General features: G+C 45.9%; 11 protein-coding genes and 1 tRNA gene. 3 read left to right on the forward strand and 9 right to left on the reverse strand.

Annotated elements, in window-relative coordinates:
• Positions 1-110 precede the first annotated feature (110 nt).
• Positions 111-1,091: a GlxA family transcriptional regulator gene (locus tag VRU48_RS07045; RefSeq protein ID WP_330107214.1), complete on the forward strand. Its 981-nt coding sequence runs from the start codon at positions 111-113 to the stop codon at positions 1,089-1,091.
• A 444-nt stretch (positions 1,092-1,535) separates the two neighbouring features.
• Here VRU48_RS07045 and VRU48_RS07050 read toward each other — a convergent pair whose 3' ends face one another.
• The 5 genes from VRU48_RS07050 to VRU48_RS07070 form a co-directional block, all read right to left on the reverse strand.
• The gene (locus tag VRU48_RS07050; RefSeq protein ID WP_330107215.1) at positions 1,536-3,491 is read right to left on the reverse strand and encodes an OmpA family protein; all 1,956 of its coding nucleotides are present in this window, start codon (positions 3,489-3,491) and stop codon (positions 1,536-1,538) included.
• A gap of 27 nt (positions 3,492-3,518) precedes the next feature.
• Complete coding sequence (locus VRU48_RS07055; protein ID WP_330107216.1) at positions 3,519-4,556, reverse strand: PorP/SprF family type IX secretion system membrane protein; 1,038 nt, start codon at positions 4,554-4,556, stop codon at positions 3,519-3,521.
• A gap of 14 nt (positions 4,557-4,570) precedes the next feature.
• A complete protein-coding gene (locus VRU48_RS07060) occupies positions 4,571-16,069 on the reverse strand; it encodes a DUF7507 domain-containing protein (RefSeq protein ID WP_330107217.1) in 11,499 nt (3,832 codons plus the stop codon).
• Between the two features lie 539 nt (positions 16,070-16,608).
• Positions 16,609-17,721, reverse strand: a complete 1,113-nt coding sequence (locus VRU48_RS07065; protein WP_330107218.1) for an AraC family transcriptional regulator — start codon at positions 17,719-17,721, stop codon at positions 16,609-16,611.
• A gap of 36 nt (positions 17,722-17,757) precedes the next feature.
• A complete protein-coding gene (locus VRU48_RS07070) occupies positions 17,758-18,819 on the reverse strand; it encodes a helix-turn-helix domain-containing protein (RefSeq protein WP_330107219.1) in 1,062 nt (353 codons plus the stop codon).
• Positions 18,820-19,459: 640 nt separating this feature from the next.
• On the opposite strand from VRU48_RS07070, the gene VRU48_RS07075 reads away from it, so the two are divergent.
• Positions 19,460-19,539, forward strand: a tRNA-Leu gene (locus VRU48_RS07075).
• A 120-nt stretch (positions 19,540-19,659) separates the two neighbouring features.
• On the opposite strand, the gene VRU48_RS07080 is transcribed toward VRU48_RS07075, so the two are convergent.
• Complete coding sequence (locus VRU48_RS07080) at positions 19,660-20,862, reverse strand: TlpA family protein disulfide reductase (RefSeq protein WP_330107220.1); 1,203 nt, start codon at positions 20,860-20,862, stop codon at positions 19,660-19,662.
• 423 nt (positions 20,863-21,285) lie between these two features.
• Between VRU48_RS07080 and VRU48_RS19640 the strand changes: the two genes are divergently transcribed.
• The gene (locus tag VRU48_RS19640) at positions 21,286-21,486 is read left to right on the forward strand and encodes a PLDc N-terminal domain-containing protein (RefSeq protein WP_431311619.1); all 201 of its coding nucleotides are present in this window, start codon (positions 21,286-21,288) and stop codon (positions 21,484-21,486) included.
• Between the two features lie 98 nt (positions 21,487-21,584).
• On the opposite strand, the gene VRU48_RS07085 is transcribed toward VRU48_RS19640, so the two are convergent.
• The 3 genes from VRU48_RS07085 to VRU48_RS07095 are packed head-to-tail and all read right to left on the reverse strand — an operon-like array spanning position 21,585 to position 25,858.
• Complete coding sequence (locus tag VRU48_RS07085; protein WP_330107221.1) at positions 21,585-23,537, reverse strand: OmpA family protein; 1,953 nt, start codon at positions 23,535-23,537, stop codon at positions 21,585-21,587.
• A 25-nt stretch (positions 23,538-23,562) separates the two neighbouring features.
• The gene (locus tag VRU48_RS07090; protein WP_330107222.1) at positions 23,563-24,528 is read right to left on the reverse strand and encodes a PorP/SprF family type IX secretion system membrane protein; all 966 of its coding nucleotides are present in this window, start codon (positions 24,526-24,528) and stop codon (positions 23,563-23,565) included.
• A 25-nt stretch (positions 24,529-24,553) separates the two neighbouring features.
• Positions 24,554-25,858: a T9SS type B sorting domain-containing protein gene (locus tag VRU48_RS07095; RefSeq protein ID WP_330107223.1), complete on the reverse strand. Its 1,305-nt coding sequence runs from the start codon at positions 25,856-25,858 to the stop codon at positions 24,554-24,556.
• Between the last annotated feature and the right edge of the window lie 51 nt (positions 25,859-25,909).

Raw genomic sequence — 25,909 nt, forward strand, 5'->3', positions numbered from 1 at the left:
AAATTTAGCCAGTAGCCCATTGTGCCGAATAGGGTATAAAAGACAATTCGAGGGGTTGTTTGCGACAAAGCCTTCGCTTATATTTGTTTCGTCAAAATTAAATACGGCCCATGAAACACATCTCTATTCTTGTACCCGAAACCGCTGTGATCGAAGCCATTGCAGACCCCAGGTATCTATTTACCACGGTAAACGAATTTTTGGCCGCGGCAGGCAAGGCTCCCTTGTTCAACGTACAGCTGGTGGGCGTAAAAAAAGAGATGAGGCTGAACAACAACCTGTTTTCGGTACATACCGATATGCTTGTTGAGGACCTTGCCAAAACCGATCTGATTTTTATTCCCGCGCTGAGTGGCAACATGAACCGCGCAGTGGAGATGAACAAGGAACTGCAACCCTGGATTATAGAACAGTACCACAAAGGTGCCGAAGTGGTTTCGCTGTGTTTAGGGGCTTTTTTATTGGCTTCTACCGGATTGCTGGATGGCAAAAAGTGTTCTACGCATTGGCATTTGGCCGCAGACTTTAGAAACATGTTTCCAAATGTTGAGCTGGTTGATGGCAGCATCATTACCGAAGAGCGAGGCATTTACTCGAGTGGCGGTGCCAATTCTTATTGGAACTTGCTGCTTTACCTGGTAGAGAAATATACCGATCGCGATACGGCCATTTTGGCTTCCAAATATTTTGCCATCGATATTGACCGCGAAAACCAGTTGGCCTTTATGATGTTTCAGGGACAAAAGAAACACAACGACGAAGAAATTAAAAAAGCCCAGGATTTTATAGACGAGCACTATCAAGATAAGCTAACGGTTGATCAATTGGCCGATATGGTGGCGCTGGGCCGAAGGAGTTTTGAACGCCGCTTTAAAAAGGCTACCAACAACACGGTAATCGAATATATACAAAGGGTAAAAATAGAAGCCGCCAAACGAAGCTTCGAATCGAGCCGGAAAAACATTACCGAAGTGATGTTTGATGTAGGCTATACCGACACCAAGGCTTTTAGGGATGTTTTTAAGAAAATAACCGGCCTTACGCCGATCGACTACCGCAACAAATACCACAAAAAGGTGTTGGTTTCTTGAGAAGCTGAAAGACTAAAGACCAAAGCTTAAAGGCTAAAGGGGGATGGTAGAAGGTGGAAGACCAAAAAGACTAAAGACCAAAGCTAAAAGGTTAAAGGTAGAAGATCAAAGACCAAGGCTTAAAGGCGGGAGGTTTTTGACTATCGAATATGGGCCATTGACCAAGGCCTATAGACCATCAACAAAAGTGCTATAAACAAACAAAGCCCGACCTAGGTCGGGCTTTGTAGCTGTTTCTAATGAGTCTCATTTTAAATTATCCCCTGATAATTTGTCAATGATGATAAGAAGCAATGCCAGGAATGCAATTATGATAACTGCAACGGCAAGGATCTTCATCTTGTTAGCTTTCATCCTTAATAAACGCTCTTAGATCTGATTATAACAGCTGCTATTAACAAAACGCCCGAGCTCAACCAGGCGCTGCTAATATCTCTTATATCTTCAATATTTCAAAATTTTAAATTCAGTACGACGGTTCGCTTGGTGTTCTGCTTCTGTACACTTTACGCCGTTGCTGCATTTATTAAGCAATTGGGTTTCTCCGTAGCCCTTTGCCACCATTCTGTCTCTGGCTATGCCCCTACTTACTAAATAATTCACTACCGATCTTGCTCGGCGCTGCGATAGGTCTAAGTTGTAGATATCAACTCCACGGCTATCGGTATGTGATCCCAATTCAATCACCAGCGTTGGATTATCGCGCATGGTGCGTACCAATTCGTCGAGAATTTTGGCCGCATCAGCCCTGATGTTATCCTTGTCAAAATCGTAGTGGATATTTTGCAATGCGATAGCTTTACCTACCTCAAACAATGGTTCCAACTGCAATTTTACGGCAAAAGTTTGGGATTTGTCAATACCTTTAGTAGAAATTGTTGTAGAATCTGCATAAAACTTCTCTTTCTGTGCCAAAATCTGGTAATCCTTACCCGGTTCTATGTCGAACAAAAAGGTTCCGTGCTCGGTGCTGCTTTTGCGGGCCACCACTTGGCGACCCGCACTGAATAACGTAACTGCAGCAGCTGGGATGATCTCACCAGACTTTTTATTAACCACATCTCCTTTTAGGGCCAAAATTACTTTTGGTTGCTCTCCCCTGTGGCTAAAGCTATAAATATCGTCTCTGCCTACACCGCCTTTGCGGTTAGACGAAAGAAATCCAGTAGTTAAATTATCGCTGTTGCTGATGGTGAGGTAAGCAAAATCATCAGCAGGCGAATTTACTGGGTATTTGAGGTTTTCAGGCTTAGACCAGCTTTGTTTGCTGCCCTTGGTGCTGAATATATCGAGGCCACCCATTCCAGGCCAGCCGGTACTCGAAAAATAAAGGGTACCATCGTCGCCTATGGTCGGGAACATCTCGTCTTTTACCGTGTTGATGCCCGCGCCTGCGTTTTTAGGCTGTCCCCAGGTTTTATCTTCCTGCAACTCGCAGTACCAGATATCGGTACCGCCCAAGCCTCCAGGCATGTTTGATACGAAGTATAGGGTTTTCTCATCCGGACTAAGCGCTGCATGGCCCACCGAATATTTCTCTACGTTGTTGTAGGCAAAGGCTTGCTCAACCCATTTTCCGGCCAACTGTTTAAAGAAGTAAAGCTCGAGGTTATTGGTATTGTACTTGTTTTTGCCCACAGTGCTTACTTCTACCGTTTTGCCGGTTGTAGTTCTGGTTACATACAATACAGAGCCCAATTTATTGGTAATTACCGGACCAATATGGTATTCGCCTTTGTTATAGATTACCGAATCGATAGCGGCATTAGACAGGTCGTTGGCCTCGTTTCTGTTAGCGGTATAAATGCGCAAGTAAGGGCGACCTGTCCGGCCGTACAAATCTTTGAGCGATTTGCTGTTCGGCTCTCCGGTAAAGAACACTCCTTTTTGATAAGGAAATACCGAGAACTCTGAAAGTGGCGTATTCACGCCCGCCTGGTTTTTGATTTGGTGTGTTGTAGGTTTGGCCAACCATACCACTGCCGAATCGCAACCGGCGATATCTACGCTTACACGGGCATTGTCGCCGGTGGTGCTGGCATATTGCTGCAACACTTTTTTGGCTTCTGCATATTTAAGGTTCGATTTCAGGGCATCGCCATATAAAATCAGATTCTCTGGCTTGCTTTCTGGAACGGCCACCACGCGGGCGTACCAGTTTTCGGCCGCCTCGTAGTCCTTCATTTTTACATAGCAATCGGCCAAGCTCTCCAAATCTTCGAGCTTAGGCTTTTTCACGTCTACCAGCTTTTGGAAAAGCTGAACGGCCTGAAAATATTGATATTCGTTATATAACTTCTTGGCTCGATCGCGAAGGTTAAACTGTTCTTGTGCAAATACAGTGGTTAAACTGGCACCCCAGGCAATCAATGTGGCAATGATGATATATTTCTTCTTCATAATTCTATTTGTACGGAATAACCTTCTTTAAAAAAACCTCGGACTTAGCAAACGGTTAAGCGACCTGTTGAAGGTAATGCCCAAAGTCAGCTCGTGCGAACCAGACTGTACCGAGCTCAGTTTGTTCAGCATGTAATCATAAGAGTAACCCAACCTGAAACGGCTGCTTACATTGAACTGCACCACGCCCGAAACAGAGTTGACGTTGCTTAGCGAAATGTTTTGGCTGTAGGCTTTGTTCCACAAGTTTAAACCTGTACGGTACGAACCGCCTAGCCATACCCTATCGTTAAAAATGAACATGGCGCTTAAATCTAAACTGGTTGGCCCTTTAAAATCTTCCTTGATCAGGATGCTTGGCCTTAGCCTTACCTCGTCTGACAGGTTGTTGAGCATACCGGCAATGATGTACATGTGGCGCTTGCGCTTCAGGTTTTCTGTTGTTCCGGCATCCCATTTGAAAATGCTGTTCGATTTGTCGCCCGAGAGCAGGTCCATCACCGATGCTCCTACATAAAAATTCTCGTTGTAATAGTAAACTCCAAAACGCGCATCGGGAATATAGCTGTTGATTTGCCCGGTTGGCAAATTCGGATCGTTTACATCTACCGGGTTCAGCTTGGTGCCATCGAGCGAATAGTTGGTTACGCCCAGTGCCAAGCCGAAGCTCAGGCGTTGGGTATCTTCGGCATTGAGCCTTAAGCGATAGGCGAAATTGGCATAGGCCGAAGCCGATGACTGTGCGCCTAATTTATCGCCTGTAAGCTGCAAGCCAACCCCCATGCGTTTGGTAACGGGATCTACTACGCCATCAATCGAAACCTGCCCTGTATTTGGCGCACCATTGAGGCCCGTCCACTGTGTGCGGAGTGCCATTTGGCCAAACCAATCTTCCTTATAACCCGCATAGGCTGGATTTACGCTCAATGCATTGAACATGTATTGCGTAAACTGGATGTTTTGCTGTGCCCCTGCAGGTTTTAAACCTGCAAGGATTAAGCTTAAGCCAATGATTGTTGTTTTGATATAATGCTTTTTCATAATTTCTACTCTTGAATACCTCATGATAAAATTTCTGATTAACGTTTAATTAAAACCCATCCTTTTATCGTGCTGCTGGTATTGCCTTTTATCAGCTTAATGGTATAGTAATAGGTACCTTCGTTCAGGTTCTCGCCATTCCAGTTGTTCTGGTAGTTTTTGCTATAGTATACCTGGTTGCCCCAACGGTTGTAGAACTCTACTTCGGCCCTGTCGTAGCTTGGCAAGCCTACAATCACGAAGTAATCGTTTTTGCCGTCGCCATCTGGCGTAATCACGTTAGGGATAAAGAAGCCTTCAACGGTTACTTCCACATTGGCCACGTTGGTCCAGTTGCCATAGGCATCTCTTACGCGGTAGGTGAAGGTATCTTTTCCGGTGAAGCCACTGTTAGGCGTATAGGTAATGGTACCATCGCTGTTTACCTTCACGGTTCCGTTTTTAGGCTGTCCGATGATTTCTACCTTTGTTGGATCTAGCTCGGCGCCATCTTTCACGTCGTTTTTGATTACTGGGATAACTACCGGTTTGTTGAACTGGGTTTTATCAGTATCATCAAGCGCTTTCGGATTGCTGGCCACTACCGTGATGTTCACTACCGCTGGATTTGAAGTTTGTCCGTTGGTATCTTTTACGGTATAGGTAAAGTCGTCGGCACCTACATAGCCAGGGTTTGGCGTATAAGTTACCGTGCCATCGGCATTAACAGTTACCGTACCATGTTTAGGCTGTACCGTAATGACTACGCTGCCCGGAACAATTGGCGTACTGCCTGCCACGTCGTTGGTTTCGATGGCAATCTTAACCGGATCGTTCTGACGGGTAGTTGCATTATCGTTATTGGCTACCGGTGGTTTGGCCAGGGTAGTTACCGTAGGCGTATCGTTGGTAGCTGTAGTACCCGATTGGTCGGTTACTGGCTTATTGGCCGGATCGGTTGCATTAACTACCGCCTGGTTGGTTACGTTGCCTTTTGCAATATCCGCTGCTGTAATTACATAAGTTCTTACCACAGTGGTTGAGGCGCCAGGTGCCAATGTACCAGCTACATTAATTACACCTGCTCCTAATAGTGGATCGGTTAATTTAATATTGGCCAAGGTTACGTTACCGGTGTTGGTAATGGTAAAGGTATACTCGATTGGATTACCCAATACAAATGCTCCTCCTACTCCGGTTCCGGTATTGGTTACCTTTTTAACCAAGGCAATTGCGCCGGTTTGTACCAATGGTGTAACAGTACAGGTTGGACAAGCTGGTGTTGGTGGCGTAAGCGGATAGTTAGGATCAGCTGATGCCACTGGCGTTGGATCGGTAGAAGTAACCGTAATGGTATTGTTTCTTGGATCTTTTGCCGAAGCTGTAGCCAAGTTGAATACGCCACGGTTATCTAAATCTGCCTGTGTAATTACATGGTAAGCGGTAAAGGTACTGTTATCGCTTGCACCAGGTGCCAATGAGGCTATCGGTCCGCCCACTATCGTAGCATTTGGATCACTTAGGGTAACATTGGTCAGGGTTACGTTGCCCGTGTTGGTTACTTTAAAGGTATAGTTGATGCGATCGCCCACATTCACCTTGCCATCGCCATTGGTATCGTTGTAAGTACCATCCTTGGTTAAGGTCATGCTGCCTGTTTGCGTAATCGGCGTTACCGTACAGGTTAGACAAGCAGGAACTGGAGGCGTTACCGGATAGCCTGGATCGCCAGGATTTACCGGGGTTGGATCGGTTGAAGTAACCGTTACATCGTTGTTGCGCGGATCCTTGCCTTTAGCCGTTGCGATGTTGAACACGCCGCCGTTATCAAAATCGGCTTGGGTCAACACGTGGTAAGCCGTAAAGGTGCTGTTATCGCTCGCACCTACAGCCAAGCTAGCTATTGGGCCACCACTTACAACCGCGTTGGCGTCAGTAATGGTTACGTTTGTCAAGGTTACGTTACCGGTGTTGGTTACTTTAAAGGTATAGTTGATACGGTCGCCAATGTTCACTTTGCCATCGCCGTTGGTATCGTTGTATACGCCTTCTTTAGCCAAAGTCATGCTTCCAGTCTGTACAATTGGTGTAACGGTACAGGTTGGACAAGCCGGTGTTGGAGGCGTTACCGGATAGCCTGGGTCGCCAGGGTTTACCGGGGTCGGATCAGTCGACGTAGTAGTCACATCGTTATTGCGTGGATCCTTGCCTTTTGCCGTTGCGATGTTGAACACACCACCATTATCGATATCAGCCTGGGTCAACACGTGGTAAGCCGTGAAAGTGCTGTTATCGCTCGCACCTACAGCCAAACTAGCTATCGGTCCACCGGTTACCACCGCATTGTTATCGGTAACCGTTACGTTGGTCAAGGTTACGTTGCCGGTGTTGGTTACTTTGAAAGTATAGTTGATACGGTCGCCAATGTTCACTTTGCCATCGCCATTGGTATCTTGATAAACACCTTCTTTAGCCAAGGTCATGCTACCAGTCTGTACGATTGGTGTTACGGTACAGGTTGGACAGGCAGGAACTGGAGGCGTTACCGGATAGCCTGGATCGCCTGGATTCAACGGTGTTGGATCGTTAGATGTAGTGGTTACATCGTTGTTGCGCGGATCCTTGCCTTTAGCCGTTGCGATGTTGAATACACCACCATTGTCAAAATCGGCTTGGGTCAATACGTGGTAAGCGGTGAAAGTACTGTTATCGCTCGCGCCAGGTGCCAATGAGGCAATCGGCCCACCCACTACGGTTGCGTTGGCATCGGTAATGGTTACGTTAGTCAAGGTTACGTTGCCAGTATTGGTTACTTTGAAAGTATAGTTGATACGGTCGCCAATATTCACTTTGCCATCGCCGTTGGTATCGTTGTATACGCCTTCTTTAGCCAAAGTCATGCTGCCTGTTTGCGTAATCGGCGTTACGGTACAGGTTGGACAGGCCGGTGTTGGAGGCGTTACCGGATAGCCTGGATCGCCTGGATTTACCGGGGTCGGATCGGTTGACGTGGTGGTTACGTCGTTGTTACGAGGATCCTTGCCTTTGGCCGTTGCGATGTTGAACACGCCACCATTATCGATATCGGCTTGGGTCAACACGTGGTAAGCCGTAAAGGTACTGTTATCGCTTGCGCCTACAGCCAAGGTAGCTATCGGTCCGCCAGCAACAGTTGCATTTAGATCGGTTACGGTTACATTGGTTAAGGTTACGTTACCGGTGTTGGTTACTACAAAGGTATAATTGATGCGGTCGCCCACATTTACCTTGCCATCGCCATTGGTATCTTGATAAACACCTTCTTTAGCTAGGCTCATGCTGCCTGTTTGTACAATTGGTGTTACGGTACAGGTTGGACAAGCCGGTGTTGGAGGCGTTACCGGATAGCCTGGATCGCCAGGATTTAATGGTGTTGGATCGTTAGATGTAGTGGTTACATCGTTGTTGCGTGGATCTTTGCCTTTGGCCGTTGCTGTATTGAACACGCCGCCGTTGTCGATATCGGCTTGGGTCAACACGTGGTAAGCGGTAAAGGTAGTATTGTCGCTGGCTCCTACCGCTAATGAAACGATTGGACCACCAGTTACCACCGCATTGTTATCGGTAACCGTAATATTGGTTAGGGTCACGTTACCGGTATTGGTTACGACGAAAGTGTAGTTGATACGGTCGCCCGCATTTACCTTGCCATCGCCATTGGCATCATTGTACACACCATCTTTAGCCAGGGTCATACTGCCTGTCTGTACGATTGGAGTAACCGTACAGGTTGGGCAGGCAGGAACTGGAGGCGTTACCGGATATCCTGGATCACCTGGATTCAACGGTGTTGGATCGTTAGAAGTGGTGGTGATGTCGTTATTTTTTGGATCTTTTGCTTTAGCGGTTGCGATGTTGAACACGCCACCGTTGTCAAAATCGGCTTGGGTCAACACGTGATAAGCAGTGAAAGTACTGTTATCGCTTGCCCCTACAGCCAATGAAGCAATCGGGCCACCCACTACGGTTGCGTTGGCATCGGTAATGGTTACGTTGGTTAAGGTTACGTTGCCGGTGTTGGTTACTTTAAAGGTATAGTTCATACGGTCGCCGATGTTCACTTTGCCATCGCCGTTGGTATCGTTGTATACGCCTTCTTTGGCCAAGGTCATGCTACCTGCTTGGGTAACCGGGGTTACGGTACAGGTTGGACAGGCCGGTGTTGGCGGCGTTACCGGATAATTAGGATCGCCAGGCGCAACAGGTGTTGGATCGGTTGAAGTAACCGTTACATCGTTATTGCGCGGATCTTTACCCTTAGCCGTTGCCAAGTTGAACACACCACCGTTGTCGATATCGGCTTGGGTTAGCACGTGGTAAGCGGTAAAGGTACTGTTATCGCTCGCACCTACAGCCAAGGTAGCTATCGGACCACCTGCTACGGTTGCATTGTTATCGGTTAAAGTAATATTGGTTAGCGTTACGTTGCCGGTATTGGTTACCACAAACGTGTAGTTGATGCGGTCGCCAACGCTTACCTTGCCATCGCCATTGGTATCGTTGTAGGTACCTTCTTTAGCTAGACTCATGTTGCCGGTTTGTACAATCGGTGTAATGGTACAGGTTGGACAGGCCGGTGTTGGAGGTGTGATTGGCGTATTTGGATCGCCAGGCGCCAACGGTGTTGGATCGGTTGAAGTAACCGTTACATCGTTATTGCGTGGATCCTTGGCTTTGGCAGTAGCCAAGTTGTACACGCCACCGTTATCTAAATCGGCTTGGGTCAATACATGGTAGCCGGTAAATGTGGTGTTATCGCTTGCACCTACAGCCAAAGTAGCTATCGGGCCACCAGTTACGGTTGCGTTAACATCGGTTACGGTTACGTTGGTCAAGGTTACGTTGCCGGTGTTGGTTACTACGAAAGTGTAGTTGATGCGGTCGCCCACGTTTACCTTGCCATCGCCATTGGTATCGTTGTACACCCCATCTTTAGCCAAAGTCATGCTGCCCGCTTGGGTAATCGGCGTTACGGTACAGGTTGGACAGGCCGGTGTTGGAGGTGTTACCGGATAGCCTGGATCGCCTGGATTTAACGGCGTTGGATCGTTTGAAGTAACCGTTACGTCGTTGTTGCGTGGGTCTTTACCTGTTGCGGTTGCCAAGTTGAACACGCCACCGTTGTCTAAGTCGGCTTGGGTCAATACGTGATAAGCGGTAAAGGTGCTATTGTTGCTAGCGCCTGGTGCCAATGAGGCAATCGGGCCACCAGTTACCGTTGCGTTAACATCGGTTACGGTTACGTTGGTTAACGTTACGTTGCCGGTGTTGGTTACTACGAAAGTGTAGTTGATGCGGTCGCCAACATTCACTTTGCCATCGCCATTGAAATCGAAGTAACTGCCTTCTTTGGCCAAAGTCATGCTACCTGCTTGGGTAATCGGAGTTACGGTACAGGTTGGACAAGCCGGGGTTGGCGGCGTTACCGGATAGCCTGGATCGCCAGGGTTCAATGGTGTTGGATCGTTTGAAGTTCTGCTTACATCGTTGTTGCGTGGATCTTTACCGGTAGCTGTTGCCAAGTTGAACACGCCGCCGTTGTCAATATCGGCTTGGGTCAATACATGGTAGCCGGTAAAGGTGCTGTTGTTACTTGCACCCGGTGCCAATGAGGCAATCGGGCCACCAGTTACGGTTGCATTGTTATCGGTTACGGTTACGTTGGTTAACGTTACGTTGCCGGTATTGGTTACCAAGAAAGTATAGTTGATGCGGTCGCCTACATTCACTTTGCCATCGCCGTTGGTATCATTATAGGTACCCTCTTTGGCCAAGGTCATGCTGCCAATTTGTACAATTGGAGTTACGGTACAGGTTGGACAGGCCGGTGTAGGTGGCGTTACCGGATAGTTTGGACTCGCAGGTGCCAATGGAGTTGGATCGGTTGAGGTAACGGTTACGTTATTGTTTCTAGGATCCTTAGCCTCTGCAGTGGCCAAGTTGAACACACCGCCGTTGTCGATATCGGCTTGGGTCATTACATGATATCCGGTAAAGGTGCTGTTGTTGCTTGCGCCTGGTGCCAATGAGGCAATCGGACCGCCAGCTACGGTCGCGTTGTTATCGGTAATAGTTACGTTGGTTAAGGTTACGTTGCCCGTGTTGGTTACCACAAAAGTATAGTTGATGCGGTCGCCTACATTGATTTTGCCATCGGCATTGAAATCATTGTATACGCCATCCTTGGTTAAGCTCATGCTACCAGTCTGTACAATTGGTGTTACGGTACAGGTTGGACAGGCCGGTGTTGGAGGCGTTACCGGATAGCCTGGATCACCAGGATTCAATGGTGTTGGATCGTTAGATGTAGTGGTTACATCGTTGTTGCGCGGATCTTTACCCTTAGCTGTTGCCAAGTTGAACACACCGCCATTATCGATATCGGCCTGTGTTAATACGTGATATGCCGTAAAGGTGCTGTTGTTGCTCGCGCCCGGTGCCAATGAGGCAATCGGTCCACCAGTTACAGTAGCATTGTTATCGGTAACGGTTACGTTGGTTAGCGTTACGTTGCCGGTGTTGGTTACTACAAAAGTATAGTTGATGCGGTCGCCCACGTTTACTTTGCCATCAGCGTTGGTATCGTTATAGGTACCCTCTTTAGCCAAGGTCATGCTGCCTGTTTGGGTAATTGGTGTTACCGTACAGGTTGGACAGGCCGGTGTTGGAGGCGTTACCGGATAGCCTGGATCGCCAGGCGCCATCGGTGTAGGATCGGTTGAAGTGGCGCTTACATCGTTGTTGCGTGGATCCTTGCCTTTCGCTGTTGCGACATTGAACACGCCACCGTTATCAAAATCGGCTTGGGTCAATACGTGGTAAGCGGTAAAGGTACTGTTGTTGCTCGCGCCAGGTGCCAATGAAGCAATCGGCCCACCAGTTACAGTCGCATTTGGATCGGTTACGGTTACGTTGGTCAGGGTTACGTTGCCGGTATTGGTTACCACAAAAGTATAGTTGATGCGGTCGCCGATGTTCACCTTGCCATCGCCGTTGGTATCGTTATAAACGCCTTCTTTGGTTAAGGCTATGCTACCTGTTTGGGTAACCGGAGTTACGGTACAGGTTGGACAAGCCGGAGTTGGTGGCGTTACCGGATAGCCTGGGTCGCCAGGGTTTAACGGTGTTGGATCGTTTGAAGTAGCGCTTACATCATTGTTGCGCGGATCTTTGCCTTTCGCTGTGGCCAAGTTGAACACACCGCCGTTGTCGATATCGGCTTGGGTCAATACGTGGTAAGCGGTAAAGGTGCTGTTGTTGCTTGCACCCGGTGCCAACGAGGCAATCGGGCCACCAGTTACAGTCGCATTTGGATCGGTTACAGTTACGTTGGTTAACGTTACGTTACCGGTATTGGTTACCACAAAAGTATAGTTGATGCGGTCGCCCACGTTTACTTTTCCGTCGCCGTTGGTATCGTTATAGGTACCTTCTTTAGCCAAGCTCATGCTGCCTGTTTGGGTAACCGGAGTTACGGTACAGGTTGGACAGGCCGGGGTTGGCGGCGTTACCGGATAGCCTGGATCGCCAGGTACCATTGGGGTTGGATCGGTTGAAGTAGTGGTAATATTGTTATTGCGTGGATCTTTACCTACTGCTGTTGCCAAGTTGAACACACCGCCGTTGTCAAAATCAGCTTGGGTTAATACATGATAAGCGGTAAAGGTACTGTTGTTGCTTGCGCCTGGAGCCAATGAGGCAATCGGTCCGCCAACTACAGTTGCGTTGTTATCGGTTAAAGTGATGTTGGTTAAAGTAACGTTGCCCGTATTGGTTACTACAAAAGTATAGTTGATGCGGTCGCCAATGTTCACCTTGCCATCGCCGTTGGTATCATTATAAACACCTTCTTTGGCCAAGGTCATGCTGCCACTTTGTACAATTGGGGTAATGGTACAAGTTGGGCAGGCCGGTGTTGGTGGCGTAATCGGATAATTAGGATCGCCAGGCGCCAATGGTGTTGGATCTGTTGAACTTGCCGTTACGTCGTTATTTTTAGGGTCTTTACCTGCAGCTGAAGCCGAGTTGTAAACACCACTATTATCTAAATCGGCTTGGGTAAGCACATGATAACCCGTAAAAGTGCTGTTATTGGTCGCACCTGCCGCCAAAGAGGCAATAGGTCCGCCGGTAATCGTTGCATTGGCATCGGTTAGCGTAATATTGGTTACCGGAACCGTACCCGTGTTGGTTACTACAAAGGTATAGTTGATACGGTCGCCCACATTCACTTTGCCATCGCCATTGGTATCGTTGTAAACACCGTCTTTTGCAACGGTAATTTCTGCTTTGTAAACTGTGATGTTTACGGTAATTGGATCAGAATCTACGCCATCTGGTGTTCTTAAGATATAAGTATAGCTATCTGGACCCACATAATTGTTTGATGGCGTATAGGTAATGGTGCCATCAGGATTAACCGTAATTGTTCCGTGGCTTGGGTCTGTACCTTTCACCACGGTTGTTCCGATACCGCTGGCTCCGTCGTTCGCAGTTACCGTGGTGGTTACCGCGGTATTGATCGGCGTAGTCTCAGTATCTGTAGTGCCTACCGGCTTAATGATAATTTCGAAAGTCTGCGCAGGTGAAGTATCAATACCTCCGTTTGCGGTTCCTCCGTTATCGTGAATTTGAACGGTTACCGTTGCCTTGCCATATTTATTTGGCGCTGGGGTATAAGTTAAATTTCCAGCGGCATCAATAGCAGGTTGGGTATTGAATAACGCATTATTGTTATTGCTTACAATAAAGTTTAAGGTTTGTCCACTCTCATCGGCCGGACCAGCACTTAATGCCGTTGCCCAACCATTTACAGTTTTAACTACTGCTGTCGAACTTATGGTATTGGTTTGATCTGCTCCTTTTGTAAATGAAGGCGCATCGTTAACTGGATCAACAGTTATGGTTAAAGTACTTGTAGTCGTTACCGTACCATCACTAACAGTATACGTAATTACATCTACCGGACCATTATAATTGGCCACAGGCACAAAAGTATAGCTACCGTCGGCATTGAGGGTAATGGTTCCTTTTCCTGGAATTAGATGCGAAGTACCTGCAGCATAATCAATACCACCAATGGTATATTTCGTAACCGTTAGTGGATCAGAATCGGCATCGGTATCATTGGCCAATACACCATTGGTAGCAGTTACCGTCAGGGTGGTGTCTTCATTGGTCGATTTGGTATCTGGATTGGCTACCGGTGCAGTATTGGTCGAATTTACGGTTAAAGTCAATGTACTTGTTGCCGTTGCCGTTCCATCGGTAATGGTATAAGTAATTACATCTACCGGACCTGTGAAGTTGGTTACCGGCACAAAAGTGTAGCTACCATTGGCATTAATAGTAATGGTTCCTTTTCCTGGGATAAGGTGTGCCGTACCTGCTGTATAATCAATACCACCAATGGTGTATTTGGTTACGGTCAAGGCATCGCCATCTACATCAGTATCATTAGCCAACACGCCACCGGCCGCCACCGTTAAGGTAGTGTTCATGTTAGTGCTGTTCACATCAGTGTTAGCCACAGGAGGCGAATTGGTAATGGTTACACCAGCAGCAGTTTTGATGTTATTACAACCTACTCCACTCGGATTGCCATTACACTCGGTATCAACGTTGCCCGAGAAGGTTGGTGTACTTTCGTCGGTTGCATCCGGATCGGCAATATCTGCAGGGCGCAAAATAGTTGCCCTTGGCGTAATTGTTGTATTTTTTAAAGCTTGGCCGATGGTACCTGTAATCACATAGGTAGCCTGCGAACCATTGGTCATGCTCAACGTGGCGCTGAATTTCGTAGCAGTAGTTGTCGGCGAGGTAGCCACAACTGTACCTGCATTAGTAGTTAAAACAGGTGGCGTACTGATGGTAAAACCTGCCGGATATTCGAAACCAAAAGTAGCGCCGGTTACATCGCTCACACTTTGTGCGTTTTGTAAGTTTTTAATAACAATGGTATAGGTTACCGTATTGCCCACCTGTTGCGTAGTAACCGAAGGTGTAATGCTGGTTACTTCTAAGTCGGCCTGATAAATGGTAGCGCTAATGGTTTGCGACACCTCGTTACCTTCCACAAACGAGTAGGTGTCAATAGACCTGTTGTTTCCCCAGTCTGAACCACCTGCTCCGCCATTATCACTGTATTTTCCGAATTTGTGTCCGTTTGAGTTACTTGAAACCCCGTTTACACCAAAGGCTGCCTTTGTAGGCGAAGAAGCTGTTGATGAGGCACTATTAGCACCTGATGAGCCATCGCCAGCAATGGTTACATCGCTGTCGTCCCAATAAACCACATCCTTGCCGGGAATGGTATTGTAATTTCCATCGGTGGTAAGCTGTTCAATGATGATACCTTTAGGGTTGATCTCTACGTCGATAAACGGAAAGTGGACTTCCGCCCCAAACAACTGTACCTTAACCGTATTCAAAACCGTTCCTGGCGGCGTAGCCAAACCAGCTGTAATTGGATCGGCAACAGAGGCACCGGCTTTTCCATCCCAATAAACTTGGTTAGAACCGGACACACAACTGCCAATCAATACCCTATCTATAAAATTGCCGTTGCCCGGGATGGTTATTTTATAGGAACCTGCCAAGTTAGAAGTAAAATTGACATAGGCACCTTTAGAACTTACGTAGGTGGCAGAGCCCTCTACCCCTACAAATGAAATATTAGATACGGTAGGAAATTGCGGACTTGCCACTTTGATCCACGTACTAGCGTTCTGTGCAATAGTGGTTGGCGGCAAGTCGTTTGCCGGTTTAGCATAGAAGAGCTTATGCGTGATGTTAAGCGCATCGTCTACTTCATTCGGATTCTTTACGTTTGGATTCGTTGAGGTATTCAAACTTTTGCGGGTCATCGAACCCGTACCATTTGTCCCAGTTGTATAGCCGCGGTTATCTGCAAAAAAAGTAAAACCTACCCCTACTTGTCCATTTCCACTTACTTTATACGCAAAACCGTCTTTAGTTAATACATAGAGGTTGCCATAAAAACCGCCACTAGCGGAATTGAAATCGCCAACCACGTGCGCATTGAATACATTGGTATAAACCCTACCTGTAATAAATGGATTGGTTACTACGGTTCCAGTACCTACAGCTGCCGATCTTACCGACACGTCCCAGGCCAAAATGAGTGGCTGGTTATTGGGCTGTTGGCTCGTCGTAGTAGCTGTCCAGTTTGCATTTGCGCTTAAAGTTGGTACGGAAGGCGTACCGCTTAAAGTAAGGTTCGGAGAAATAAAATCAATCTCAAAAACCCCATCGGCACCGGTATTATTCTGTACCACATAAGGTGTATAACCACCAGCAGCAGGCAATGCTCCCGCCAGCTCTTCACTCCTGTTAGCAATACGTCCGGTAGTAGCTCCCCCTCCAGATGTTGCATCGAAATTGCTTCTACCTGCATTTGGCACCGTTGTAGGATTAAACACATTGATGGTACCTCCACCAATACCTTGAGCACTAGAGCCAAGGTAAATATACTCTCCGGCCTTTACGAATACCTTCATGGTACCCCGGCTTTGGAAAGGCCAGCTTGTTGCATTTGAACTGGTAGAGCTCAAAAGGAAGGCCCTGTTTCCACTCACTCCCGAGGGATAGAGATCTTTTGACCCGTCTGCAAAAACATTCGATGTGCAGCAAGTGGCAAGCAGGAAAATAACTGAATAGAGAATTCGTTTGTAAAGTTGTATCATATTCAAACAGCGTTTTATATCTATTATAAACTCGTTGCAAATATGTACGCGTAAAGGCCTAAAAAACGAGTCATCCGTGCGGCGTGGACACCATGCCGCACGGATGATACATCGTGCCATTGCATGGCTACAAGGGCTTAAAAACAGGCCTATCGATTAAATAAGGGCACCTTGCATAAAAACTGATCAAACAATAAGCAGATTTAGGGATAACAAGGCGAAAGGCGTGTCCGATATGCCCCCACTCGAGCAAACTGTAACAAACAGCGCAGCCGAAATGCCAAAAACGACAAAGTAATTCGCCGAGAATTTGCCAAACGATTAGACTAGGAACAAAAAATAATTTGTAAGGGTTAGGCCCTGATACGGTCTCTGTACTCGGAAGGTGTACAGCCTTTGATTTGTTTGAACTGCCTATTGAAAGAAACTTTGGCATTGAAGCCGCTTTTCTCTGCCAGCTCCTCTAAATTCATATCCAGCTTCTGATCTTCCAGCAATTGGCAGGCGTAGTTTACCCTACACCCATTAATAAACTGATAAAAGGTTTGCTTCAGCTGCATATTGAACACTTGGGTAAGGTGATGGTTCGGAATTTTCAGTTGATTGGCAAGACTACTCAGCGAAAGCGAAGTATCTAAAAAGAGTTTTTCATCTTCCACTATAGCGACCAGCCTTTTTTGATAAGCTAATAATTGCACATGGGTAAGCGGCGAACGCTCATATTTTACATTTTCGCGTTCCTCTTGCCTATTGTCATCGTATGGCGTGGTCATTGCGCTTCTCTTCAACAGCCTATTGAAGGTATAGTTAAAAATCATGAGGATGAAGATCAGCATACAGGCGTATACAATAATCCGCAGCAAATAAACCGCATTCGGATTATGGGCCACCTGGCCAGAAAATGAAAGAATCATAATGATGGTAGCCAGGAACAGCAAAAACACCCGGCCAAAAACAAACATCAGCAACTTGTCTCTAAAGCGGCCGAATATTTTCCTACTCGAAAAGACCGAATACAAGGTATAGCCCAAAAAAGAAAGTGGCCCTATCCGGTACAGCTGCTTATAAACAGTATCGTGAACTTCTTCACTGTTTTTGATGGCTCCAAACATCAAGGCCAGAAACAAAACACTAAAAGCGATAAAGGGTATAGCGTGTAAAAACACTTTCCAAGGTGGCAATACCCTATCACGCAAGGCTACAATGCCAAAATACAAAATGGGGCCGTACATCAGAATAAACGGTGCAATTTTGTTCTTCCATGGCTCGGCTGGATAAAAAACCTCCACACTAAAAGCATAGAAGCTGTTGACGAAAACATAAAAAATCGTCCACAACAATACTTTATTGAACAGATTTTTGGCAAGCGAACGGTAGGCCAAGTAAAAAGTAATGGCCGCCACCAAGCTCACACTAAACAAAATCAACGGGATAACAGGAACCTGCAATACTACAGCCAAACGCATCAGCATATCAAAAAAAGAGAAACCGATAAAATGATGTTAAGCGCTTTGTCGTTCCAACTGCAAAAGGTATTCTGAAGGCGTAAAACCGGTACGCTCCTTAAAATACTTATTGAACGATGTTTTGGAATTGAAGCCGCAAGAATAGGCCAAAGATTCTATTTTTAGCCGCCCCTGGTTATCGCTCAACAATTCTATGGCATACAGAATTCTGTAATCGGCTACAAAATTGTGGAAGCTGCGTTCTAAATAAACATTGAACAGTTGCGAAAAATAATGTTTGGGTATGCCTAGCTCCTTCGAAAGAAAATCGAGCGATAAACTCGGCTCCAGGTAAACACGGGTATCTTCAAAATAATTGACAATACGTTCCTTGTATTCGTTGGCTTGCTCATCGGCCAAGGCAGAATTTTTATAGCTCTTGAGTTGCAAGCTGTCTTCCAGTTCCATAAATTTTGCCTTAATGGCTTTTTTGTCGCCCACCACCCAATACCAGCAAATGGCAATATTGATAAAAACCAATAAGCCGTAGGCAAAGTAGCGATAGTCGAAGCCCATGTCTATTTTGGCAATGCCCCAACCAATAATCATGAGGCTAACCAAAATGGCAATGAGGATATACAAGGCGGCAATGGTAACCAACAAGATATCGGCATCGGGCTTGTTTCTGGTACTCGACTTCCAAATTTTGGCCAGCACATGTACGCTATAAGGAATAAGCGACAGGATAATGATGCCATACGAATTTTGATAAAACGTAAAAGCATAGCTCCCCCAAGGATTGTTCATGTCTGTAGTGAGCGCTACAATCAGGTAAAACAAGCTGAAGCCCATAAAAGGCACCAAGTGGAGGCTGTTTCTAAAAGTAATGCTTAAAGGTTTGTTAACCAGCGAACGGTAGGCGCAATACAGCAGGGGACCGAATAACAGCCAGCTTGGATTCCACATGTTAAATGCAGCCTTAATGCCTCCATCAGCCCAATCAAATTTATAGATGATGTTGAGAATACCTAATATAAAAATCAGGGTTGTGAGTAGGCGAAAGTCGTTTCCCAGCCTGTTTAGGCGGAGAACCCACTTAGGGTAATTTAGTTTGAGCATAATGTATTAAGGATGTAAGACAAAAATACAATTTCTGATTAATTAAAAATTAATTTTTTTATCCAAAACATGCCCATTAACTACAATCAGGTAAAAATACCTGATTAAAACAGTTATTCTTGTCGTTTTGACCCACTCTTTAACTTTTTTGTTACAAACATCAGACTAACTCTTTCATTTAGAAGCAGATGCTTCAAAAAATTTGCTTTAAACTTTTACATCGGGAATAAATTCAGGTTTAAAAAAGCGAGCGGTCTAATGCCCCGGCTTCCTCAATGCACCCAGTACCAAAACCAGCAGATTACCAAATATTCCCACAAGCCAGATTGTTATTTAACTTCTCCTGATCTTATATAATAGATTTCTGCAAAAGGCAATCATCTTGAACGCCTGTGCCGGCTAATAATAACAATCAAGATGATCTACTTTTCGACAAAAAACGGTTGAGATGCGCATAGCTCTTGATAAAAACAGGTAGGAAATACGGAGCTGAAAGGCCTTATTTGACCAAGGTTAATACAAAGCTCCCCTTTTTAAGCACAGAAATCCACTGTATTCAAGCGTGTTATGCTTTATTTGAAAATAATGTTTGCAAATCAATATTGCCCTTGCTATATTTGCATCCCGCTGAACAGCAAATGCCCAGATGGCGGAATTGGTAGACGCGCTGGTCTCAAACACCTGTGGGAAACCGTGCCGGTTCGACTCCGGCTCTGGGTACAAAGACGATAACATCGTCCAAAAGGGCTCTATTTTGAATAGGGCCCTTTTTTTAATATTCTTTCCTAGAAATTCCGAAAGTGTTGCAACATTTGGAAATGGCCGAGGGGCCTAACGCCTCTAATAAAAGGTCATCTTTATGAAACTGATTTCACCCGTTTTTCGCTTTAGTTGAAGGCCGTGAAAACCTAATGTTTTTTGTAAAGAAGCGATATCGGTTAGGTTAAGGGAAAGGTCATAGGTAGCATCACCGGAAATATCGGTTCGAATAATTATTCCACTAGCTTTCTGAACCTCCTGAGCTATATCCTTGAGGCTGTAGCCAACGATTTCATAATTTTCTAATTTATCCGGTGAAATACTGGAATGCTTATCCTGCAATGACTGAAAAGGTTTCAGTTTATTGGGGTCCGATACGACCAAATCATAATATTCTTTTTGTTCATTCACCGACTTCACATCAAACCTCAAGGCATCGCCTAGCATCTCCATGATCATATTCCTTCTTGGGTTTCCCGGAATAATCTGGTTGCGGTATTTTCTAAACAATGTAGTATCCAATTTACTTTCAAAATTTAGCTCTACCAGTTGACTAAGCTTAGCGGTATCATTCGTAATGATCTGTGTAGTCCGGCCGTACCCGCTAATGTACTCCATCACATCGCCCAACTGATAATTGCGTTGCAACAATTCGCCTAAATCCCCCTCTCTGTTCGTTCTGCTCTGTCTGGTTTTCTGAGCATTACTGCCCAATCCTACGCTGAACGTAAATAGAGGCTTTTGCATCTGGACACTGGTCGCTTCAGCTTGTTTGGGGATTTTTTCAACGATATTCAACGGCTCGCCTTTAATTATTTTTTCTAGGATTGATGGCGTTAAACTTTGTCCCGGACCGGTCCATCTCACCACGTTATTTTGATCGATTACCACGCAAAAAGGAATGAGAAGCACGCCAAAGGCCTTTTTTGTTACCTTGCTGGTATCTGTGATGCTTAATCCTTTGATCTCTTTTTTACTTCGTTCGAAAAATTTCTTGATGGTTGAAGGCTGTTCATCGCTGATTACGGCAAAAAGTACATTTTTGCTTGAATATTTTTCAGCCAACTGGTTAAAGTGGGGAAAGTTTGCGATACAAGGCGCACACCAGGTTGCCCAGAAGTCCAATACCAAAATTTTCCCTTTATAAAAATCAGGGTTAACAGGTTTTGTCGTGGTTGACTGAAAGATTACTCGCGGGGCTTCCTTTCCAATCAAGGGAACGATTTGCGCACGACTCTCTATAGAGATGAAAGCGACAGCTACAATTAATGTAAGGTACTTCATTTTGAAATGCATAGATGAACAGGTTGTTTAAATGATTGGAAATAACTTAGTAGCCGATGAAGCTATTGCCCTTAAGACTAGAACAATCAGGGAAAGTTAGCCGGCCATCGCAATTGTTACATCGGCAATCCACCACAGACCATTCTGAAAAAAATACCGCTTTTACGGTAAGTCGTAAAAGACTGCTTTGAACTCTGTTTAGCTTTAGTCTACATTTTAAAAACACTTAACCTTAAGTATTATTTTATAGATTAACGACAATAACTTTCTCAAAAAGAAACAATTACACCCTGAAATGTTCTATTTTTTCACATTTTAAGTTTCACATCAATAACTACATAAATTAGTTGAACCAATAAATACCTAAGCCATGAAAATCAAACACGCTCTCCTTACATTTTTAAACCACAAAACAATTTAGCTATGGGTTTAGAAGAAATATTTTTATTGGGGATCGCATTGGCGCTACCAGCTTTATCGCTGATTGATTTATTGAGGGATAAATCCATGAAAAACCACCAAATCATTTGGACGCTCTTAATTGTTCTCATCCCGTTTTTTGGGCCCGTTGCCTACCTCATTTACAGCAGGTATGTTTTCCTTTTCCGAACCAAGGCCCAATAGGCAGGTTTTGTATGGGAGAACAGGCTGAAATAAAAGAGGCATTACCCTAAAGCAATGCCCCCTAACAAGCCAACAAACAGCAACCAGTGTTTACCCCATTACTGCTTCACGATTTTAAATTCCGTTCTTCTGTTCAGCTGGTGTTCCGCTTCGGTACACTCTACTCCTTTTTTACAGTGGTTGAGCAACTGGCTTGCCCCATAGCCCATGGCAAAAATCCTGTTTGGAGAAATGCCCCGATCAACAATATACTTCACCGCAGCATCGGCCCTTCGTTGTGACAATGCCAAGTTGTACTGGTCGTTGCCCCTACTGTCGGTGTGGCTGCCCAATTCGATCCAAATCGTAGGATTCTCTTTCATGATCTTGACCAGCTTGTCTAATTCTATGGCGGCTTCTGCCCGGATATTCGACTTGTCAAAATCGTAATAAATATTTTCGAGCTTAATCGCCTTATTGATTGCGACACGCTCCAACAATAAATCCTTTTTCATTGTCGATAACACTACCCCATCTGTCGAAATCGGGGCATTATCGCTCATGTAGTCTGTTTTTTCGCCAGAAAGACTATAAGTATTGCCTTTCTGTAAATCAAAGCCAAAATTGCCTGTGCTATCCGTTTGCACCTTTACCGGCGAAGCTTTTACACCCGACAGGGTAACAATGGTGTTGGCTAATGGCCGACCTGAAATCTTATCCAGTGCCCTACCCACCAACCTGAGCCCCGATGGTTGCGCTTGTTCGACAAAGCTGTAGATATCATCGCTACCTGCCCCACCCAAGCGGTTTGAGCTCAAATAACCTTGCAGTTCGTTTGTCTTCATATAGGCGAAATCGTCTTGTGGCGAGTTGATCGGATACCCCAAGTTCTTAACCTCTACCGATTTTCCGTTAACCATTCGAGCCACAAATATATCGAGGCCACCCATGCCCACAAAGCCATCGCTACTGAAATACAAATAGCCTCGTTCGTCGAAGAAAGGCGTACGCTCGTTGCCTGCGGTATTGATCTCTTTCAGGTTAATTGGGTTGCCCCAGCTCCCAGCTTCGTTTCTCCAGCATACATAAACATCGGTACCTCCAAGTCCCCCTGGCCTATCGGAAACAAAATACAGGCGTTTGCCATCATTGGTGATGAAAGGATCTCCCATGGAATAGGCATTACTATTGTTGTATGGAAAAGCTACTGGAGCGGACCATTGACCATCAGCACCTTTCCTGCTCGAATATATGCCAATATTGACCGTTGCGAGGCCATCTTTTTCAAAAGCCGGTTTTGGCGATATCCGTGTCAAAGTAAAGTACATTTCGTTGCCATCGGCGGTAAACGTGGCTGGCCCTACGTGATAATTGCTGGTTACTGCCAAGGGAAAAAGCGAAACACTATCTTTCGCATGGCTTGCATAAAGTTTTAAGTAGGCATTACCGGTCCAGCCGTAAACCACTCTATCAGGCAATTCATAGCCGTCAAATTTCAGGAACGGTCGTTCTTGAGCAACATCTTTCCCTGTTGCATTACCTCTATCCGAAGCAAAAGTTATTCCTCCTAGGTACAAGCCGACACCCCAATCTGATGTTGGAGAATTGAGCTTATGCCTATTTTCGACATCGATTTTTTGGGGGGTTGCCATCCAGCGCATAGCCGAATCGCAACCCATCAACCATGTTTCCAGTTCGCCAGCCTTTAGGCCTTTTTCCAAATCGGCATATTTCCGGTAAGCTATCTTGGCTTCTGCATATTTGGAATTCTGCTGCAAGGCCTTTGTATAGGCCAATACATTTTTTGGCTTGCTGTCAGTCTTGTTCGACACAATTGCATACCAGCTTTCGGCCTGGGTAAAATCACGCAGACGTACATAACAATCGGCCAAGCGTTCGGCCGCTTCCAACGAAGGTTTTTTCCGATAGGCCTGTTCATAAAGACCCACAGCTTTTTTGTAATTGAACAGCTTATATTGTTCATCTCCTTCCTTCAGCACATATTGTGCCCGACATGTGGTGGCTGCCAGCAAAGCAACCGCCAACACCAATAGTATTTTTTTGTATTTCATGCGCATTGGATTAATCAAGATACTCCTAGAAATATCGCGGACTTAGCATCCTGATATGCTTTTTTTGAAAAAAGTAACCGATGGACAACTCATGGGTGCCACCACTATAACCCTGAAGTGGCCCAATGGAAAAATCGTAGGCATAGCCCAGCCTAAAGCTTCCATTTGGAAAGAACTGGATGGCCCCTACCGCAGAATTGAGCTGCGAAAGGTTCTTTTGCAGATAATCTTTATTGTACAGTTTCACCCCTGTTCGGTAGCTTCCACCGATCCAAAATCTTTCGGAAATAATCAGAAAGGCATTGATATCCAAACTTGTGGGGCCACCTCTGTCATCTTTCAACAGGAAAGAAGGCTTGAGCTGGAAATCGTACGACAAAGGCAACAGCATGCCTACCGTGAGGTAATAATGGGGCTTAGGCTTCGGAATAAAGGCATACCTGTTGACGTCGATATACTGCGAAACAAGGTTATCGGCACTAAAACCTGCATAAAACTTCTCATTGGCAAAGAAAACCCCTGCACGGGCATCGGGTACGATGGTAGTTTGCATGCCCATGGGTTGATCTGGCTCTGCATCATTTGGGGTTAACCACGCACCATCGACGCCCAATTGCACCGCCCCCACTCCTATGCCAAAGGCCAAACGCGAAGTTCCATCATCATTTAGTCGGATGCGATAGGCGTAATTAGCATAAACGCCATCATTGCGCTGCGCACCCAAACGGTCGCTTGATACCTGCAAGGCAAGCCCTACGTTGCCATCATTCGCAATCGCATCAACGGCCATGCACATGGTTCTGGGCGCCCCTTTAATTCCGGTCCATTGCGTGCGGTAAAACGCATGCAGGTTCAGTTGTTCCCGGTATCCGGCATAGGCTGGGTTAATGTAGATGCCATTGAACATATACTGGCTGAACTGTGCGTCCTGTTGGGCATAACAAACCTGAAACAAGGCCGGCAACCATAAAATCCATAATAGTCTTTTCATTTTCTTCTGTTCGTTTTCTGGTCCATTATTTTTTGAAAGCCCTTACCATCATCACATCGCCTTTGAACACCTGCCAATCAGACGACTTGGTTTCTTTGACGCGAAGCAGGTAATAATAGGTACCCTCGTTAAGTCCTTCTCCGCTCCAGTTGTTGCGGTAGCCCGAAGCACGGTACACTTCGTTGCCCCACCTGTTTACAATAACGAGCTCGTTCTCGGCAAAAAGCTCCAGCCCTTTGATCTCGAAAGTATCGTTGTTGCCATCGCCATTAGGGGTAAATAAATTGGGAATAAAAAGATCTGTACCCGACACCGAAAGCTTGGTAAAATAGCTTCCATTGTCGGTACCATTGGCACTCGGCACAACACCTTCCTTAGTATGGACGCCAATTGCGGGGTTCGTTCCTTTGAGGTAATCCCATCTGTTGCCGCCTGCATACCTAGCTATGGCCGCATTGGCATCGAGAAACAACTGGCCATTGGTGTTGCTGTTGTGCGCCAAGGTCATATCGATGCTCGCTTGGGGCGTTCCATAGATATGCCACATCCGATCCATGCCCAATTGTGGTTTTGGGAGCACGGGCCCGGCGGCCCGGTAGTTCAGCACGCCCACATATAATTTTGCGGCCGAAGCTGGCGCCAAGGTAGCCGGTGTATAATCGCCTTCGGCAATGCCCAATGGGAAGACAAAACTCCCGCCTAACGAATAATTCTTGATGACATGACCAGCAAGACTGTTTCCGGTTACCACCATCCTGTCTTTCGAGTAATTGGTTATCTTTCCGTCAGGGCCAAATTCTAGGTTATGGCCGTTCAGCAGGATATCTCCACGGTCTACCAAAAAATCTAAAGTACTATTGGCGCGAAGAGATGCCGATAGTGCACCAACTGGGTTGGAAGTACCAAATCCGGGGTCTGGAACATCATCAAGTACGATATTTTCGGCATTCCGGTGTTCTACCAGCAAGGCGATAAAATTGCCGTTGTTGCCATCTATTACCGTTGGTTGAGCACCTGCACCACTGTAATACGGGCTACTTGCGGGATTGTGAATCACAATCTTGCCTTTGCCACTGATATTGGCCGTTGGTGCAATCCAGATGTATCGGCTCCAAATCTCTAAGGTACCGTCTATTGTCCAATTGCTTCCCGGACCAAAACTGATAGTTTCGGCAAAGCATTGCTTAACGGTTCCAGTGGCCACATTAACCGTACTGGCTTGGCCAACGGCTACTGCGCCCTCAACGCTTTTGCTTCCTGCGCCCGTTTGGGCCTTGAGCACTCCCATGCCCAACAAGGCCATCCACATTATGGTGATTAACTTTTTCATGCTCTGTCTATTATTTTTGTACCGCCAATCTCACCGACGGATTTGCCTTTG

It is taken from the genome of Pedobacter albus (assembly GCF_036324255.1).
Lineage (GTDB): Bacteria > Bacteroidota > Bacteroidia > Sphingobacteriales > Sphingobacteriaceae > Pedobacter > Pedobacter albus.